The sequence below is a fragment of the Pseudomonas sp. GM25 genome, assembly GCF_000282255.1.
Lineage (GTDB): Bacteria > Pseudomonadota > Gammaproteobacteria > Pseudomonadales > Pseudomonadaceae > Aquipseudomonas > Aquipseudomonas aphyarum.
In genome coordinates this window covers 71,580-86,518 of sequence record NZ_AKJQ01000076.1, presented here as the reverse complement: position 1 = coordinate 86,518, position 14,939 = coordinate 71,580, and the positions used below count along the sequence as shown (strand labels likewise).

The window sequence follows — 14,939 nt, the reverse complement described above, 5'->3', positions numbered from 1 at the left end:
CACAACAACGGGACTTCACATGAAAGCCTTGCCCCTGCTCGCCCTCACTTCCTTGAGCCTGCTGCCTTTGAGCAGCCACGCGATTCCCCTGAACGATGATTTCGCCGTGCTGGTCGACCTGACCCTGGCCAGCGATTACCGCACCCGCGGCATCTCCCAGACCCAGAACGATCCGGCCGTACAGGCCGGCCTGACCCTAGCCCACAGCAGCGGCCTGTACCTCGGCGCGTGGAGTTCAAACGTCGATTTCGGTGGCGGCCTGAAACCCCGTCAGGAAGTCGATTACTACGCCGGCTGGCTGTGGCAGGCGACCGAGGCCGTAAACCTGGATCTGGGCTACATCAAATACGCGTATCCCAAGGAGAGCCAGTTCAACCAGAGCGAGGTGTACTCGATTCTCAGCGCCTACGGCGTGAAACTCGCGGCCTATTACTCCAGTGACGCGCCGGGCATCGACAGCAAACAGAGTTCGCTCTACAGCTACATCGGCTATGAAACCGAATTGCCGTTGGATTCCGGGCTGAAGCTGCGCTACGGCAACATGGACTTCAAGGACCCGCATATGTATTCGGCGTCCGGCCACAGCGAAGAGTCCTACCGGGAGTGGGAAGTCAAACTGACCCACAACCTGGCCGGCGTGGTGCTGGGTCTGAGCTACATCGACACCGACCTCTCGCAAAGTCAGTGCCTGAGCAGTTGGGGCTTCAAGGACGTGTGCACGGCGACGGTCGTCGCCAGCGTCAGCAAATCCTTCTGACCCGCCGCAAATCTCCCGTGGGAGCCGGCCTGCTGGCGCCCACATTTTTTGCACTTACCGTGATTTTGTTACCGGATGTTTACGGAATTTTTACCAATGCTCTTCTACAGTTACGCGCGCAACCGTATGGGTTTTCGACTGACGTAGAGGAAGGTTTCGAAATGGCTTTGGGCAAAGGACTGCGTTTACCGTCCATCACTCCGACCCGCCTGGTGCTGCTGTTTTCGCTGGCACTGGTGGCGCTGTACAACCTGGCGACCTGGAAGGCGCTGGGAACGCTGATCACCTTGCAAGGCGCGCACAAACTCGCGTTTTTCGCGTCCTTCGGGCTGTTTCTCTGGGCAGCGATCACACTGCTGCTGACGCTGATCTCGTTTCGCTGGACGCTGAAACCGGCGCTGACGCTGGTGGCCCTGCTCTCGGCCTGCGCGGCGTATTTCATGAACGAATACGGAATCACCATCGACACGGTGATGATCCAGAACGTGTTCGAAACCAATCCCGGGGAAGCCACGGCGCTGTTCAGCGGCAAACTGCTGGCTTACGTGCTGTTGCTCGGCGTGTTGCCGGCCGTGCTGATCTGGCGCTGGCCGGTGGTTTATCGGCCGTTCTTTCGGGGTTTGCTGAACAAGGTGCTGGTGATCGCGGCTTGCGTGCTGGTGATCGGCGCTTCGGTAGGCGCATTCTATTCGACCTACGCGCCGATCTTTCGCGAGGAAGACAAACTCACCCACTTCATCAACCCGACCAACTACATCTACGCGATCAGCAAATACACCAAGCAGCGGCTGGGGATCAAAAAGCATTTCGTGGTGCAGGCCATCGGCGAAGACGCGGTGATGAGCGCCAAGGCAGCCGGTCGCGAGAAGAAATCGCTGATGGTGTTCGTGGTCGGTGAAACCGCACGGGCCGACCATTTCTCGCTCAACGGTTATGAACGCGAGACCAACCCCGAGCTGAGCAAACTCGACATCCTCAACTTCACCCAAGTGCACTCCTGCGGCACTTCGACGGCGGTGTCGGTGCCGTGCATGTTCTCGATGTTCCCGCGCGAGGATTACAGCGACAAGAAAGGCAAAACCTACGAAGGCCTGCTGGACATCCTGCAACGGGCCGGCGTGCAGGTGCTGTGGCTGGACAACAACAGCGACTGCAAGGGCACCTGCCTGCGCGTACCGAACCGCGACATCGCGAAGAACCAGCCGGGGCCGTTCTGCGACGGCAACAACTGCCTCGACGAGGCGTTGCTGGCCGACCTGCAAGGCTACATCGACAGCCTCAAGGGCAACGCGATCATCGTCCTGCACGCCGACGGCAGCCACGGCCCGGAATACTACGAGCGCTATCCGAAGGACATGGAGCGCTTCAAACCGATCTGCCACACCAACCAACTGGGCAGCTGCAGCCGTGACGAACTGGTCAACGTCTACGACAACACGATCCTCTACACCGACCATTTCCTCGCCAAGGTGATCGAGCTGCTCAAGCGCAATCAGGATCACCTCGATACGTCGATGCTGTACGTGTCCGACCATGGCGAATCACTGGGCGAGAACGGCCTGTACCTGCACGCCGCGCCCTATGCGCTGGCGCCGGAAGCCCAGACCCATGTGCCGATGGTGATGTGGTTCGGCAACAACACTTTGGCGCAACTGGGCATCGACCGTGGCTGCCTGCAAGGCAAAAGCAGCCAGCCGGATCTGAGCCACGACAACCTGTTCCACTCGGTGCTCGGGTTGTTCGAAGTCAGGACGTCGCTGTATCAGCCGGGGCTGGATATTTTCCATGGCTGCCGGCCGGCGATGACGGCGGGACAGTGATCCCCTCCAGCTGCGCGAGATAGGCCCACGGGTAAATCCCGCGCTGGTGGCCGTCGCTGAACACCAGTTGCAGGCCGTAGCCCTGAGCGTTCAATTCGATGACCCGCACACGCGGGTCAACCATTGGCGGCGAGCCCCGCAGGCGAAACGCCCGGCATTGCGAGCACGGGCATTGGCGGCGCAGTTCGGCATGGTCAAGCAGTTGCTCGCGGCCATCCGGCCAGCTCAGCCGCAACCGGTGCTCACTTTGGGAATTGCCGACCGACAGCGGACTCATTGCAGCTGACTCAAGGCAATCCTAACGGCCTTGCGCACTTCAGGGTCGCCATCGTCTTGCGCGGCCTGCAATGCAGCCACGGCCCCGCGATCATTCAGTTCGCCGAGGGCCAGCGCGGCTTCCTTGCGCAGGTTGCTGATGCGATGGCCGAGGGTGTCGATCAAGGCGTCGAGGGCAGCGACGTACTTGAGGCGCCCGAGACTGCGGGTCGCGCGCAGGCGCACTTGCCAGTAGTCGTCGGCCAAGGCTTCGATCAGCGCCGGCCCGGCGTCGGTATGGCCGACCTTGCCGAGGGTGGTCGCGGCTTCTTCGCGCACTTGCCAGGCCTGGTCCTGCAGGGCCTGACGCAATGCGGGCAGCACCTCGGCATCACTTGCCAGGCCCAGGGCGCCGGTGGCGGCGCGACGTACTTCGGTGTCCGGGTCGTCACTCGCCAATCGGGCCAGGGCCGGCAGTGCGTCGAGCTGCTTGAGCCAGCCGAGCACGCCGACGGCTTCGCGGCGCACACTGGCATCGGCATCGTTCAGCGCCTGAATCGCGGCCGACGCAGCGCCGGGGAAGCGCAATTCACGCAAGGCCCGGAACGCGGCAATCCGCACGCCGGTTTCGGCATGGCTGGTCCACGGCAGAATCACCCTGCCCGCCGCTTCGGTCTTGAGCAGGCTCAGGCTCTGCGCCGCAGCGGCTTGCACCGCCGGCGACGGATCCGTCAGCGCCTGGCACAACGCTTCAACCACCGGCTCGTCTTCCCAGGCTTCCAACAGGCGCGCCGCTTCGGCACGCACTTCTTCGGCGGGGTCTTCGGCCAACCGCTCCACCAGCCAGAGCAGACCGTCCGGCTCTTCGAGGTCAGCCAGGTCGATCAGGGCAATCCGGCGCACACCGGCGTCATCGGCGGTCAGCCGTGGTTGCAGGGCGAGAATGTCGTCGTTATCGGTCACAGCAAAAAATGAGGTCATAGGGCAAATCGCGGTAAGGAGTTTTCAGGAGGCAAACCGAGCGGATTGAGGCGCGGCAGCGGTCGGTCGTTGTCGTGGCGCAGCAGGTCGAGGCAGTGGCGCTTGAGGCGCGAAAACTCGTGGCTGGTCACCAGTTCGGTGGTACGTGGCCGCGGAAAATCGAGGCGCAGGTCTTCGATGATTCGCCCCGGCCGTGCGCTCATCACCAGCAAACGGTCGGCGAGGAACAGCGCTTCGTCGATGTCATGGGTGACGAACACCACGGTGGTGCGAATTCGCGTCCAGATATCCAGCAGCAGTTCCTGCATGTTCAGTCGGGTCAGCGCGTCCAGTGCGCCGAAGGGTTCGTCCATCAGCAATAGCCGTGGGCGATTGACCAGCACCCGGGCGATCTCCACCCGTTGCTGCATGCCGCCGGAAAGCTGATCGGGCCAGCGTTCGGCAAAGCCTTCGAGGCCGACCAGTTTGAGGATTTCATCGGCGGCGCGATGGCGCTCGGCCTTGCCGATGCCGCGCATTTTCAGGCCGAAGGCAACGTTGTCGCGCACCGTGCGCCACGGGAACAGAGTGTGGTGCTGGAACACCATGCCGCGTTGCGGTGACGGGCCGGACACTTCGACACCATCGACTTTCAACTGCCCGCCATGGGGTTGCAGATGCCCGGCAAGCGCGCCGAGCAAGGTCGATTTGCCGCAACCGGACGGGCCGAGAATGCACACGAACTGGCCCGGCTCGATCTGGCAATCCAGGCCCTGCACCGCTTCAAAGGCTTGCGGGCCTTCGCCGAGGACAATGGATAGCTGACGGATATCGATCCGCCCTTCCGGGGTTTGCATCACGCTCATCAGGCTTTTCCTCGTGGTCGGTGCCAGGGCGTGAACAGCCCGCCCAGGCGTTTGATCAGCAGGCTGCTGCCCATGCCCAACACGCCGATCAGCAACATGCCGACCACGATGTCGGCGTAGTTCTGAATGGTGTAGGACTCCCAGGTGTAGTAACCGATGCCGAACTGGCCGGAGATCATTTCGGCGGTCACCAGACAGAACCACGACGTACCCATGCCGATGGCGAGGCCGGTGATGATGCTCGGTGCGGCGCCCGGCAGGATCACTTCCAGCAGAATCGCCCGGCGCCCGGCCCCGAGGCTTTTGGCCGAGGCGATCAGGCGCGGGTCGACGCCTTCGACGCCGTGCACGGTGTTGAGCAGGATCGGGAACAACGCGCCGGTGAAGGTGATGAAGACCATCGACAGTTCGGACGACGGGAACATCAGGATGGCCAGTGGAATCCAGGCGACGGCGGGGATTGGGCGCAGGACTTCCAGCGGTGGCAGCAGCAGGTCTTCGGCCCACTTTGAACGGCCGATGGCCAGGCCCAGGGCGATGCCGATCACCAGTGCCGCGAGGTAACCGGCGAAGACCCGGCCGAGGCTGGCGGTCAGGTGCTGGATGAGCTTGCCGGAGTCGCCGAGGCCGAGTGCGGCTTCGATTACGGCCAGCGGGGTTGGCACGTTGGCGAAGGTGACGAGGCCGAGGTTCCAGTGGTGGCTGGCGGCTAGTTGCCAGAAGAGCAGGCAGAGTAATAGGGAGGTTGCTCTTGGTATCCAGCGGGATTTGGGCGCTTTCATGAATTGTGTTTCCGGTTCTTGAGCGGTGTGATGGCTGAGATCTACCCCCTCACCCCAGCCCTCTCCCCCAAGGGGGCGAGGGGGAAAGGGAGCCGATCTTCATGCCTTTCAAGACCTGAGTTCGGCTCGATAGCAAGCAGGTACTCATGATTTTCAAACCTGAGCTCGGCTCGATATCTCAGGTCGGCGTAACTCTCCAAAACAACACCGTCAGTCCCCTCTCCCTCCGGGAGAGGGTTAGGGTGAGGGAAAGCTTTTGATCTGCTGTCAGCGTGCAGCCACTGCCTGGGTCGTGGCATCGGTGAAGTCGAGGACTTTCCCGCCCTGCGCCGATGCAAATTGCTGCGCCTGGCCTTTGAGCAGGAACGCGCTGAGGCGCCCCTTCGCATCACTGGCAAACCACGCCTGTTCCGCCAGCAACTTGATCCCGCTGTCACTCGCCTGCGCATACACCGCACGGATGTTCTTGCCTTCCGACTTCAGGCCGGCCAGCGCCGTGAACGCCTCTTCAGCCGAGGCATACCGCCGGACCTTGTCCTCACCGCGCACCCAGATCTCCGCGACATGACTGAAGTCCGAAATCGTTTTCCCGGTCACCGCATCGACCGACTTCAACGGCGTCTGCGCGTAGTTGGCCAGTTGCGCGGTGTAATCCAGATTCGAAGCCTTGAACGCCGCACGAATGTACTGATCGTCAATAAAGGTATTCAGATCGAGTCCGCGATCCGCCTTCTTCAGCAGCTTCAACGTGTCAATCGCGGTGCCCACAGCCTGGCGATACTCCGGCTTCCAGCTCAGGTCACGGGTCTGTACGCCGAGCGGGCCGTGGAACAGGTAATTGACCTCGGCATCGACGCCGTTGACCTTGGCGATCAGTTCGCTGTATTTCTCCGGTTCGGCGGCCAGCAGTTGATTGGCCTCGATGCTGGCGCGCAGGTAAGCAACGACGATTTCCGGGTACTTTTTCGCGTAAGCCTGATCGACCAGCGCACCGTGGAAGGTCGGCGCATTGGCCTGGGCGCCGTCGTAGATCTTGCGGGCGAAACCGCGGCTCGGGAACAGCTCGGCGAACGGCACGAAGTCGGCGTGGGCGTCGATCTTGCCGGCCTGCAACGCCGAGCCTGCGACCTCTGGCGGCTGGGCGATGATGTTCACATCCTTGAGCGGATCCCAGCCCTGCTCCGCCACAGCGCGCAGCAACATGCCGTGGGCGGTGGACGCGAACGGCACGGAAATGGTCTTGCCCTTGAGCTCGCTCAGCGACTGCACGCCCGACGCGCTCGGCACCACGATGCCGTTGCCGCTGCCCTTGATGCTGCCCGACAACACGCTGATGAACAGGCTGTGTTTGCCGGCGGTTTCGAATGCCACGCCGTTGAACGCGCCGGGGAAATCGGCCATGGCGCCGAAGTCGAGTTTGCCGGCGACCATCTCGTTGGTCAGCGGTGCGCCGCTGGTAAAGTTCTTCCACTGCACGTCGTACTTGGCGTCCTTGTAGGCGCCGTCGTGAGGCAGGTATTTGTCGAGCAGGCCCAGCTCGCGAATCAACAAACCGCCGGCGGCGCAGTTGATGGTGGTGTCCTGGGTGCCGATGGCAATGCGGATGGTTTCGGCCGAGGCCGACAGGGTGAACGAAGCCAGTACCAGACCGGCGATTGCTGCACGCAACATGGTTGAATCCCCTCGAATCATTTATAGGATGTTCGTCTCCGCCGCGATCAGGGCGCGGTGGGAAACGAGGGGTGTGTTGAATCAGGCGTCCGGTGTTGCCGGATAGCGTTTTAGCGAAGCAGATACGGGATTTCGACTTTCACCGCGCCGGTCGGGCAGTCCTTTTCGCAAGGCATGCAGTACCAGCATTCGTCGAACGCCATGTAGGCCTTTTGCGTGGCCGGGTTGATCGCCAGCAGGTCCATCGGGCAGACGTCGACGCACACGGTGCAGCCCTTTTCGGCGATGCACTTGTCCTCGTCCACGGTGACGGGGGCATTGGAGCGGAAGAAGATTTCCTGGGCTTGATAGGCCATGGTTCGGACTCTCTCTAGTGATGCATCAAGCGGCGTAAGCGCCGACCCGAAGGCGGTCGTAGGCCTGCATTTCCTCGGCATCGAGCGGGATGATGTAAGGCTCGACGGCTTTCTTGAAACTGGTCATGCGCCCGTCCTCGCCCTTTTTCAGGTGGCAGTGGCAGAACCATTCGCGGTCGTCCCGTTGCGGGTGATCGACGCGGTAGTGGTACAGGCCCCAGCGGCTTTCAGCGCGGAATAATGAGGCGCGGGCAGCCATTTCGGCGCAGTCGCGGATCACGCTGGTTTCCATGGCGCGCATCAGTTCGTGGGCGTTGTTGGCCTTCATCTCGTTGAGATCGCGCTCGATATCGCTGAAGCGTTGCAGGCCGATTTCCATTTTCTTGGTCACTTTCGGCGGTTGCAGGTAGTCGTTGACGAAACGCCGCAACTTGTACTCGACCTGCGCCGGCGGCAGACCGTGTTCGCGATCCAGCGGTGCGTAGACCCGGGCCTTTTCCTTCGCGATCTGCTCGGCATCCAGCGCGGAGAACTCGCGCCCGGCGACAAACTCCGCCGCGTTGTTGCCCGCGAACCAGCCGTAGGTGAACGCGCCGAGCATGTAGTTGTGCGGCACGGCGGCCATGTCCCCGGCCGAGTACAACCCCTTCACCGAGGTTTCGGCGCGCTCGTTGACCCACACGCCGGACGCCGAATGGCCGCTGCAAAAACCGATTTCCGAGATGTGCATCTCGACCATCTGCGTGCGGTAGTCGGTGCCGCGATTGGCGTGAAACTGGCCGCGACTCGGACGTTCGTTGCTGTGCAGGATCTCTTCGATGTTCTGGATGGTTTCCTCGGCCAGGTGATCGAGCTTGAGGAACACCGGGCCGTTGCCGCTCTCCAGTTCCTGGTGGAACTCCCACATCATCTGCCCGCTCCAGTAGTCGCACTCGATGAAGCGTTCGCCCTTGTTGTTGGCGGTGTAGCCGCCGAGCGGGCCGGTGACGTAGGCGCAGGCCGGGCCGTTGTAGTCCTTGATCAACGGGTTGATCTGGAAGCACTCGAGGTTCGCCAGCTCCGCACCGGCGTGATACGCCATGGCGTAACCGTCGCCGGCGTTGGTCGGGTTTTCGTAGGTGCCCATCAGGTAACCCGAGGACGGCAGACCAAGTCGCCCGGCCGCGCCGCAAGCGAGGATCACTGCCTTGGCCTTGATCACGTGGAAGTCGGCGCTGCGGCAGTCGAACCCCATCACACCGTTGACGGCGCCCTCCTCGTCGGTCAGCAAACGGGTGCAGACCAGGCGGTTGGTGATGCTCACCCGCGCGCGCTTCAACTGGCGATACAGGACTTTCTTGATGTCGTGCCCTTCCGGCATCGGCAGCACATAGGCACCCATGTGGTGGACCTTTTTCACCGCGTAATCGCCGGTTTCGTCCTTCTCGAACTTCACGCCCCAGCGGTCGAGCTGCTCGATGGTTTCAAAACTGTGCGTCGCGTAGGCGTACACCGCCGCCTGATTGACGATGCCGTCGTTGGCGATGGTGATTTCCTTGGTGTACTGCTCGGGCGTCGAGTGGCCGGGAATGATCGCGTTGTTCAGGCCGTCCATGCCCATGCTGATCGCACCGCTGCGCTTGACATTGGCCTTGTCGACCAGCAGCACGCGCAGTTCCTTGTTCTTTTCCTTGGCCTTGATCGCGGCCATCGGGCCGGCGGTGCCGCCGCCGATCACGACGATGTCGTATTCCTGTTCGAGGGTGTTGCGGGTCATGGTCACGCCCCTTTTTGCCGGTCGATCCGCAGGCGGTACTGGAACGCATCGCCACGGTAGTAAAGGTGTTCGAAGTCCAGCGGCTGGCCGTTGGCGTCGTGGGTCAGACGCTCGATGCGCATGATCGGCGAGCCGGCCTCGACGTTCAGTGCCTGGGTCAGGTCGCTGTCGGCCAGCACCGCGTCGATGGCCAGATCGGCGTGGCCGAGGGCGATGCCGCAGTCGTTTTCGAGGATCAGGGAGATGTCGCGGGTGACCAGGTCAGCCTTCTCCAGCCGTTCGCCGACGGCTTTGGGCAGGTAGGTGATTTCCAGCGAAATCGGCTCGCGGTTGATCAGGCGTACGCGTTTGATCTGGGCGACGATTTCACCTTCGGCGACCTGCAAACGCTCGGCGACCAGTTTGTCGGCGGCGATGAATTTGAAGCTGCGCAGGCGGTTGATCACCTCGTAGCCACGGCCGGTCATGGACTCGGCGAGGCCTTGCAGGGTGCTGACGTTTTGAAAGGTTTTGGGTTTGGCGACGAAGGTGCCTTTGCCGTGGATCTTGAAGATCAGCCCTTCTTTCTGCAGATCGCCCAAGGCCTGGCGCACGGTGATGCGGCTGACCTTGAACAGCGTGCCAAGCTCGCTTTCGGACGGCATCTGGCTGTCCTGCGGGTATTCGCCGTCGAGAATCCGGGCGCGCAGCACGTCGCGCAGTTGGGTGTGCAGCGGGACGCTGCCAAGAGAGAGAACGTTATCGGTCATCACGGGATCACTTGTTATAACGAGTTATGACGTGATCTTAGAGACGTTATGACAAGCTTGAGAAATATTGTTTGGGCATAACCTTAGATGCGCCTTCAGTGGCGCTTGAGGATCTGGTCCATGACCCAATCGGTCTTGAGGGCTTCGGCGGCAATTGCCGGGTGCAGCGACTCACCGCGAATCTGCGCGTTCATGCCCAGTACGTGGTGCCACTGAATGTGTTCGTGATGGGGGATTTCCAGGCTGATGTGCTCATCGGCGTGCAGCTCGACCGGATGCTCATCGAACACCGAAAAGCCGATCCGCCCTTTACTGCCGATGATCTCGACCCGATCCTCGCGCCGGTCCGCAACGAAACTCCAGCAGCCCATGCCCAACGCGCCCGAGGCAAATCGCCAACTGGCGCTGACCGCATCTTCCGCCGCATACAACCCGGCCTGACGCGCGGTGAAGCCGGCGACTTCCACGATGTCGCCGAGCAGGTACTGGAACAGGTCAAACCCATGGCTGGCCAGATCCGCGAAATACCCGCCACCGGCCACCGCCGGATCGGTGCGCCAGTTTGCGCTGCCGTCCAGATCCTTGGGCGATGGTGCCTTGGTCAGCGTCCAGCTCAAGTGCCGGACTTCGCCGATGCGGCCCTGCTCCAGCCATTGCCGAACCTGCTGGAAACGCGGCAGCGAACGGCGGTAATAGGAGACGAACAGGTGCAGACCGGCGTCGGCAAACACCTGCTGCATCTCGCGGCTTTGCCCGGCGTTGAGGGCCATGGGTTTTTCCACGCAGCAATGCTTGCCGGCGGCGGCGACTTTCAGGCTGTAGGCGTGGTGACTGTCGGGGGGCGTGGCGATGTACACCGCGTCCACCTCGGGGTCGTTGATAAGGGCATCGACGTCGGTGTACGTCCGGGCGATGCCGTGGCGCGTGACGTAATCGGTCACGGCTTCGAGGCGTCGCCCCATCACCGCCACCAACGCCGAACCGGGCGCCTTGTAGAAGGCCGGCCCGCTCTTGCGTTCAGCGACGCTGCCGCAACCGATCATGCCCCAACGCACCACGTTCATGCTTGTGCCTCAGCCGATGCGCAGTGCGCGCAGGTCGAGGTGGCCGTTTTGCAGCGGCGGGCACCAGTAGTAGCCGCCGGTGATCGGCCGGCTGATGCGATACAGACCGTCGGTGATGCCATCTTCCAGACCGCTCATGCGGCGCAATTGCGCTTCGAAGGCGTCGAGGGAGAAACCGAACGCCAGGAACATCAGGCCGGCGCGGTCGCCTTCGATCCACGGCATCGAACGACGCAAGACGAAGGCTTCCGGGGCGAAGCTTTCCTGGGCGGTGCGTTTGACGTGGGCGGACACCGGCGCGTCGTCGATCTCTTCGTTGTCGCTCAGGCGACGGCCCATGATGTTGTCCTTGTCTTCGGCGGACAGCGCATGGAAACCCTTGAGGTCATGCTGCCATTGCTGGATCGCGGCGAAGCTACCGCCGACCAGACCGTCAGCGCCTTCACTTTGCAGTGCGGCGGCGATGGCGGCTTCGTCATGCGGATTTTCAGTGCCGTCTTCATAACCGGTGAGGTCGTGACCGTCCTTGTGGCGGAAAGCTTCCTGCATCTGCACCAGACGCAGCGCCGGGGCCAGTGCGGCCTCAAGCGCGGTGCTGCGGTTGAGCAGCTCGCCACGATCGACGCCGTGCAGCCAGACCCACAGGGCGTGCTGGGTCGACGGGTTTTCCACGCCGACGCCGGTCAGCGCCGGGAAGCTGCGCAGGCCTTCGATGTTCACATTCAGGGCCTTGGCCAGGGATTCACCGAAACCGACCACCGCCGACTTGCCGTCCACCAGGTTCAGCAGGTTGTCGATCGCCTGCGGCAGCGCTTCAACCGACTCAAGGGCAAAAAACAGATGACGTGCTTGCGGCGGAACTGGGGTGGCGAGGATGCCCGGCTGGTAGTAACTCATGTGAACTCCTTGGGAAAGAGCGCGGAGTTTAACTGTAGCCGGAGGATTTGTGTGGGATCAGATGACGCACTCGCTGCGCCACGCACTCGGACTCTTCCCCGTCCAGCGCTTGAACGCCCGCCGAAAACTGCGAACGTCGCTGTAACCGACTTCCTCGGTAATCCGCTCGATCGGCATATCAGGATTGGCCAGCAAACTCATGGTGCGTGCCTGGCGCACCTGCTCCAGCAGCGCCTCAAACGTTAGCGAATGTTCAGTCAACCGCCGGCGCAAAGTACGGCTGCTCATATTCAAGTCACCAGCAATCTTTTCAATGTGACTGCCCCGACTCAGATCCCGGGCAATCGCCCGCTCCACAGCTTGGATCAGATCGAGTTTCTGGTGAACCTGCGCCGCTTCCAGCTCCAGCAACTTGACCGCCTGACGCAGCGCCAGCGAATGATGATTGGGCAGGTTCACATCCAGCCATTGCACGTCGATCAGCATGCGATTGTGCAGACACCCGAAGCGCACCTCCGGCCCCAGCAGCCGCCGGTACTCATCCACGTAATCCGGCGCGGCGTGCATGAACTCCACGGCAATCGGCTTGAACGTCTCGCCCACCAGCGCCCGGCCGTAGACCAGCAGGCTGGCGAAAAACTCTTCAACCGCAAACACCTGCACTTCGGCGAATGGCAACCGGCATTCGACGTCGACGTACACCTGATCGCCCACCACATCGACGCTGGAAACAACGATTCCGCCGGAAGTGTGTTGATGCCGAACCCCGATTTCGAACGCGTCGCGCAAGGTCTTGCACAGCGACAACACATGCCCGAGCAGCCCCAGCGTACCGAGCACGTTCTGCGCCCCGACCCACAGGCCCAGTCCCTGATTGGGTAAAGCCTTAAGCGCACGCTGGATCATGGCCACGGCCTGGCGGTAGGAAATCCGCTGCGCCGGATCCTGCAAATCCTCGAAATCAAAACCCAGACCACGGCACAGGCTTTGCGGCTCGATGCCCTTGTTGGCGGCGACTTCGGCCAGGGTTTGCAGGAGAAATGGCGACACCAGCGCCAGTTCGAAGGTCGGGTCTTGGACTTTTACGTTCATGGAGGCTGACATTCCGGATCACGCTGAATTGTTATTTTTGTTACCGGTTATGTCGAAGGAAGTTAGCACAGGGTTGACGGGCTGTCCGCAGAAGCCCCCTTCCGTGTCCGCCAATACCCTGCCGCGGCGTGCGCCAAGGGCTTATTTCTATAGTGGCCGGGCGCCCTGCGTGCCGGCGTTGCGCCCAAAACACAATAATAATGAGGACGGACATGACCCCGAACCGCGCGACATTCCCTCTGCGACTGGCGCTGAGCCTGCTTGGCTGCGCCGCGACCCTGCCGGCGCTGGCCACCGAAGCCGGCGTCGACAACATCGGCCCCGGCACCGACGGCTTCTTCATGCTGCCGATGGAAGTCGACAGCCTTCCGGAGAACATGGTCGCCTTCAACCTCTACTACAACCACTACAAGGCGCGGAAGCTCAACATCAGCTCGTTCGGCGGCAAGGTGCCGAATGTCGAGATCGAATCCACCGCCGTGATCCCGCGCCTCGACTACCTGAGCCCGGTGCGGATCTTCGGCGGGCGCCTGGCCGGTTACATCGCCCAGCCGTGGCTCAAACAGGAAGTCTCGGTGTTCGGCCTGAGCGACACCCGTGAAGGCATGGGCGATACCACCATCGCGCCGATCATCCTGTGGGACATGGGCAAGGACCTGACCCTCGGCGCCGCCGTGGAAATCACCGTGCCCACCGGCGAATACAGCGTCGACCGGCTGGCCAACACCAGCAACAATTTCTACACCTACAAACCGCTGTTCTCCTTCACCTGGCTGCCGACGGACAAGACCGAAGTCTCGATGAAGACCACCTACAGCTTCAACGAGAAGAACAAGGACACCGACTACAAATCCGGGCAGATCTTCCACTTCGATTACTCGGCCAGCTACAAGATCACCGACGACCTGATGCTCGGCATCAACGGCTACTACCTCAAGCAAACAACCGACGACAAACAGTTCGGCCACACCGTGCAATTCGCCGGCGAAGACGTGAACGACGGCGTACGCGGCAAGGTCTTCGCCATCGGCCCGGCGCTGCACTTCACCTTCCTCAAGTACGCCAGCGCCGAGATTCGCTGGGCCAAGGAATTCGACGTGGAGAACCGGCCAGAGGGGGAAATGTTGTGGGCGAAGGTGAGTATTCCGTATGCGTTCTGAGTGCGTTTGTAGGAAGGCGTGCGCGGATTTGTAGGCTGAAAACCTGAAAAACAGAAGGTAGGAATAGGCCTACAGCGGCGGTCGAGATTGCCGGACAACGGTGGGAAACGTCCGGCAGATTTCAAAGGGGTGCTTGCAGATACTGGGCTTCGTTATCCCATGGTTCTTCAAGGGCTCATGGGGTACATCGTCTGCCAGTGACGACAATGGGCCATTCCCCCTTAAACTGCTGAAATTGATCACGGAGATCACTATGAGCATATTGCATTCCCCGTTTTACTCTGACTTCGAATCCGAAGAAGAGGCAGAGAGCTACGATCGCTGGTTTCGTGCGGAGGTACAGGATGCACTTGATGATCCAAGTCCTGGCATTCCCCATGATGAAGTTATGGCAATGCTCGACCAGATGCTGGAAGAGATGCGCAGGAAGCGCCGCTCTGCTGCTTGAATGGAGCAGCAAGTCCTCGCGTCAACTGGCTGATATCTTCAAATACATCGAGCAACACAACACCAACGCTTCAATTTCGCTAAGAAACAAGGTGGGTGCAGCAGCACAGCGACTTTCATCAATACCTTATGGTTACCGACCCGGCCGAGTACCTGGCACTCGCGAAATGGTGATTCATCCGAACTATCTGCTGGTTTATCGAGTGAATGGCCATATCAAAATACTGAGGGTGCTTCACGCCCGACAAAAATACCCCTCAACTTCAGCAACATAAAAAAAGGGCGGCCAAATGGCCGCCCGAAGCGT

At 61.4% G+C, this 14,939-nt stretch carries 15 protein-coding genes and 1 pseudogene; 5 read left to right on the top strand and 11 right to left on the bottom strand.

Annotated elements, in window-relative coordinates; translation table 11 throughout:
* Positions 1-19: 19 nt before the first annotated feature.
* Together PMI24_RS26070 and PMI24_RS26065 are read left to right on the top strand one after the other, a co-directional pair.
* Positions 20-757: a TorF family putative porin gene (locus PMI24_RS26070; protein WP_007959425.1), complete on the top strand. Its 738-nt coding sequence runs from the start codon at positions 20-22 to the stop codon at positions 755-757.
* A gap of 161 nt (positions 758-918) precedes the next feature.
* A complete protein-coding gene (locus PMI24_RS26065) occupies positions 919-2,577 on the top strand; it encodes a phosphoethanolamine transferase (protein ID WP_007959423.1) in 1,659 nt (552 codons plus the stop codon).
* 7 nt (positions 2,578-2,584) lie between these two features.
* Here the strand turns inward: PMI24_RS26065 and PMI24_RS26060 are convergent.
* The 11 genes and pseudogenes from PMI24_RS26060 to PMI24_RS26010 form a co-directional block, all read right to left on the bottom strand.
* Positions 2,585-2,854 (bottom strand): annotated as a pseudogene (locus PMI24_RS26060) (DUF971 domain-containing protein); the annotation flags it as partial.
* On the bottom strand, positions 2,851-3,813 hold the full coding sequence (locus tag PMI24_RS26055) for a HEAT repeat domain-containing protein (protein WP_007959420.1): 963 nt from the start codon (positions 3,811-3,813) through the stop codon (positions 2,851-2,853). The pseudogene PMI24_RS26060 and the gene PMI24_RS26055, both read right to left, overlap by 4 nt.
* Positions 3,810-4,658: an ABC transporter ATP-binding protein gene (locus tag PMI24_RS26050; protein WP_007959418.1), complete on the bottom strand. Its 849-nt coding sequence runs from the start codon at positions 4,656-4,658 to the stop codon at positions 3,810-3,812. The genes PMI24_RS26055 and PMI24_RS26050 overlap by 4 nt, the downstream gene beginning before the upstream one ends.
* Positions 4,658-5,440, bottom strand: coding sequence for an ABC transporter permease (locus tag PMI24_RS26045; RefSeq protein WP_007959417.1), 783 nt, complete (start codon positions 5,438-5,440; stop codon positions 4,658-4,660). The genes PMI24_RS26050 and PMI24_RS26045 overlap by 1 nt, the downstream gene beginning before the upstream one ends.
* Before the next feature lie 267 nt (positions 5,441-5,707).
* Positions 5,708-7,111, bottom strand: coding sequence for an ABC transporter substrate-binding protein (locus PMI24_RS26040; RefSeq protein ID WP_007959415.1), 1,404 nt, complete (start codon positions 7,109-7,111; stop codon positions 5,708-5,710).
* A gap of 110 nt (positions 7,112-7,221) precedes the next feature.
* Positions 7,222-7,467, bottom strand: a complete 246-nt coding sequence (locus PMI24_RS26035; protein ID WP_007959413.1) for a 4Fe-4S dicluster domain-containing protein — start codon at positions 7,465-7,467, stop codon at positions 7,222-7,224.
* A gap of 25 nt (positions 7,468-7,492) precedes the next feature.
* Positions 7,493-9,223 carry a fumarate reductase/succinate dehydrogenase flavoprotein subunit gene (locus PMI24_RS26030; RefSeq protein WP_007959411.1) on the bottom strand — a complete coding sequence of 577 codons (1,731 nt, stop codon included), beginning with the start codon at positions 9,221-9,223 and terminating at the stop codon, positions 7,493-7,495.
* Positions 9,224-9,225: 2 nt separating this feature from the next.
* Positions 9,226-9,972, bottom strand: coding sequence for a GntR family transcriptional regulator (locus tag PMI24_RS26025; RefSeq protein ID WP_007959410.1), 747 nt, complete (start codon positions 9,970-9,972; stop codon positions 9,226-9,228).
* Positions 9,973-10,067: 95 nt separating this feature from the next.
* Positions 10,068-11,036, bottom strand: a complete 969-nt coding sequence (locus tag PMI24_RS26020; RefSeq protein WP_007959408.1) for a Gfo/Idh/MocA family protein — start codon at positions 11,034-11,036, stop codon at positions 10,068-10,070.
* Between the two features lie 9 nt (positions 11,037-11,045).
* Entirely contained in the window at positions 11,046-11,933 is an 888-nt protein-coding gene (locus PMI24_RS26015) for a Dyp-type peroxidase (protein WP_007959407.1), read from the bottom strand.
* 57 nt (positions 11,934-11,990) lie between these two features.
* Positions 11,991-13,025: an AraC family transcriptional regulator gene (locus PMI24_RS26010; RefSeq protein WP_007959404.1), complete on the bottom strand. Its 1,035-nt coding sequence runs from the start codon at positions 13,023-13,025 to the stop codon at positions 11,991-11,993.
* Between the two features lie 212 nt (positions 13,026-13,237).
* Between PMI24_RS26010 and PMI24_RS26005 the strand changes: the two genes are divergently transcribed.
* From PMI24_RS26005 to PMI24_RS29080, 3 genes are all read left to right on the top strand, one after another.
* Positions 13,238-14,185, top strand: coding sequence for a SphA family protein (locus PMI24_RS26005; RefSeq protein ID WP_007959403.1), 948 nt, complete (start codon positions 13,238-13,240; stop codon positions 14,183-14,185).
* Positions 14,186-14,438: 253 nt separating this feature from the next.
* Positions 14,439-14,633, top strand: a complete 195-nt coding sequence (gene relB, locus PMI24_RS26000) for a type II toxin-antitoxin system RelB family antitoxin (protein WP_007959401.1) — start codon at positions 14,439-14,441, stop codon at positions 14,631-14,633.
* Positions 14,539-14,907 carry a type II toxin-antitoxin system RelE/ParE family toxin gene (locus tag PMI24_RS29080; RefSeq protein ID WP_443200804.1) on the top strand — a complete coding sequence of 123 codons (369 nt, stop codon included), beginning with the start codon at positions 14,539-14,541 and terminating at the stop codon, positions 14,905-14,907. The genes relB and PMI24_RS29080 overlap by 95 nt, the downstream gene beginning before the upstream one ends.
* The last annotated feature ends 32 nt before the right edge of the window (positions 14,908-14,939 follow it).

Excerpts from the sequence above, each read along its gene's own strand:
- PMI24_RS26070 (WP_007959425.1), top strand. The coding sequence starts at position 20 with ATGAAAGCCTTGCCCCTGCTCGCCCTCACTTCCTTGAGCCTGCTGCCT.
- PMI24_RS26065 (WP_007959423.1), top strand. The coding sequence starts at position 919 with ATGGCTTTGGGCAAAGGACTGCGTTTACCGTCCATCACTCCGACCCGC.
- PMI24_RS26055 (WP_007959420.1), bottom strand. The coding sequence starts at position 3,813 with ATGACCTCATTTTTTGCTGTGACCGATAACGACGACATTCTCGCCCTG.
- PMI24_RS26050 (WP_007959418.1), bottom strand. The coding sequence starts at position 4,658 with ATGAGCGTGATGCAAACCCCGGAAGGGCGGATCGATATCCGTCAGCTA.
- PMI24_RS26045 (WP_007959417.1), bottom strand. The coding sequence starts at position 5,440 with ATGAAAGCGCCCAAATCCCGCTGGATACCAAGAGCAACCTCCCTATTA.
- PMI24_RS26040 (WP_007959415.1), bottom strand. The coding sequence starts at position 7,111 with ATGTTGCGTGCAGCAATCGCCGGTCTGGTACTGGCTTCGTTCACCCTG.
- PMI24_RS26035 (WP_007959413.1), bottom strand. The coding sequence starts at position 7,467 with ATGGCCTATCAAGCCCAGGAAATCTTCTTCCGCTCCAATGCCCCCGTC.
- PMI24_RS26030 (WP_007959411.1), bottom strand. The coding sequence starts at position 9,223 with ATGACCCGCAACACCCTCGAACAGGAATACGACATCGTCGTGATCGGC.
- PMI24_RS26025 (WP_007959410.1), bottom strand. The coding sequence starts at position 9,972 with ATGACCGATAACGTTCTCTCTCTTGGCAGCGTCCCGCTGCACACCCAA.
- PMI24_RS26020 (WP_007959408.1), bottom strand. The coding sequence starts at position 11,036 with ATGAACGTGGTGCGTTGGGGCATGATCGGTTGCGGCAGCGTCGCTGAA.
- PMI24_RS26015 (WP_007959407.1), bottom strand. The coding sequence starts at position 11,933 with ATGAGTTACTACCAGCCGGGCATCCTCGCCACCCCAGTTCCGCCGCAA.
- PMI24_RS26010 (WP_007959404.1), bottom strand. The coding sequence starts at position 13,025 with ATGAACGTAAAAGTCCAAGACCCGACCTTCGAACTGGCGCTGGTGTCG.
- PMI24_RS26005 (WP_007959403.1), top strand. The coding sequence starts at position 13,238 with ATGACCCCGAACCGCGCGACATTCCCTCTGCGACTGGCGCTGAGCCTG.
- relB (WP_007959401.1), top strand. The coding sequence starts at position 14,439 with ATGAGCATATTGCATTCCCCGTTTTACTCTGACTTCGAATCCGAAGAA.
- PMI24_RS29080 (WP_443200804.1), top strand. The coding sequence starts at position 14,539 with ATGATCCAAGTCCTGGCATTCCCCATGATGAAGTTATGGCAATGCTCG.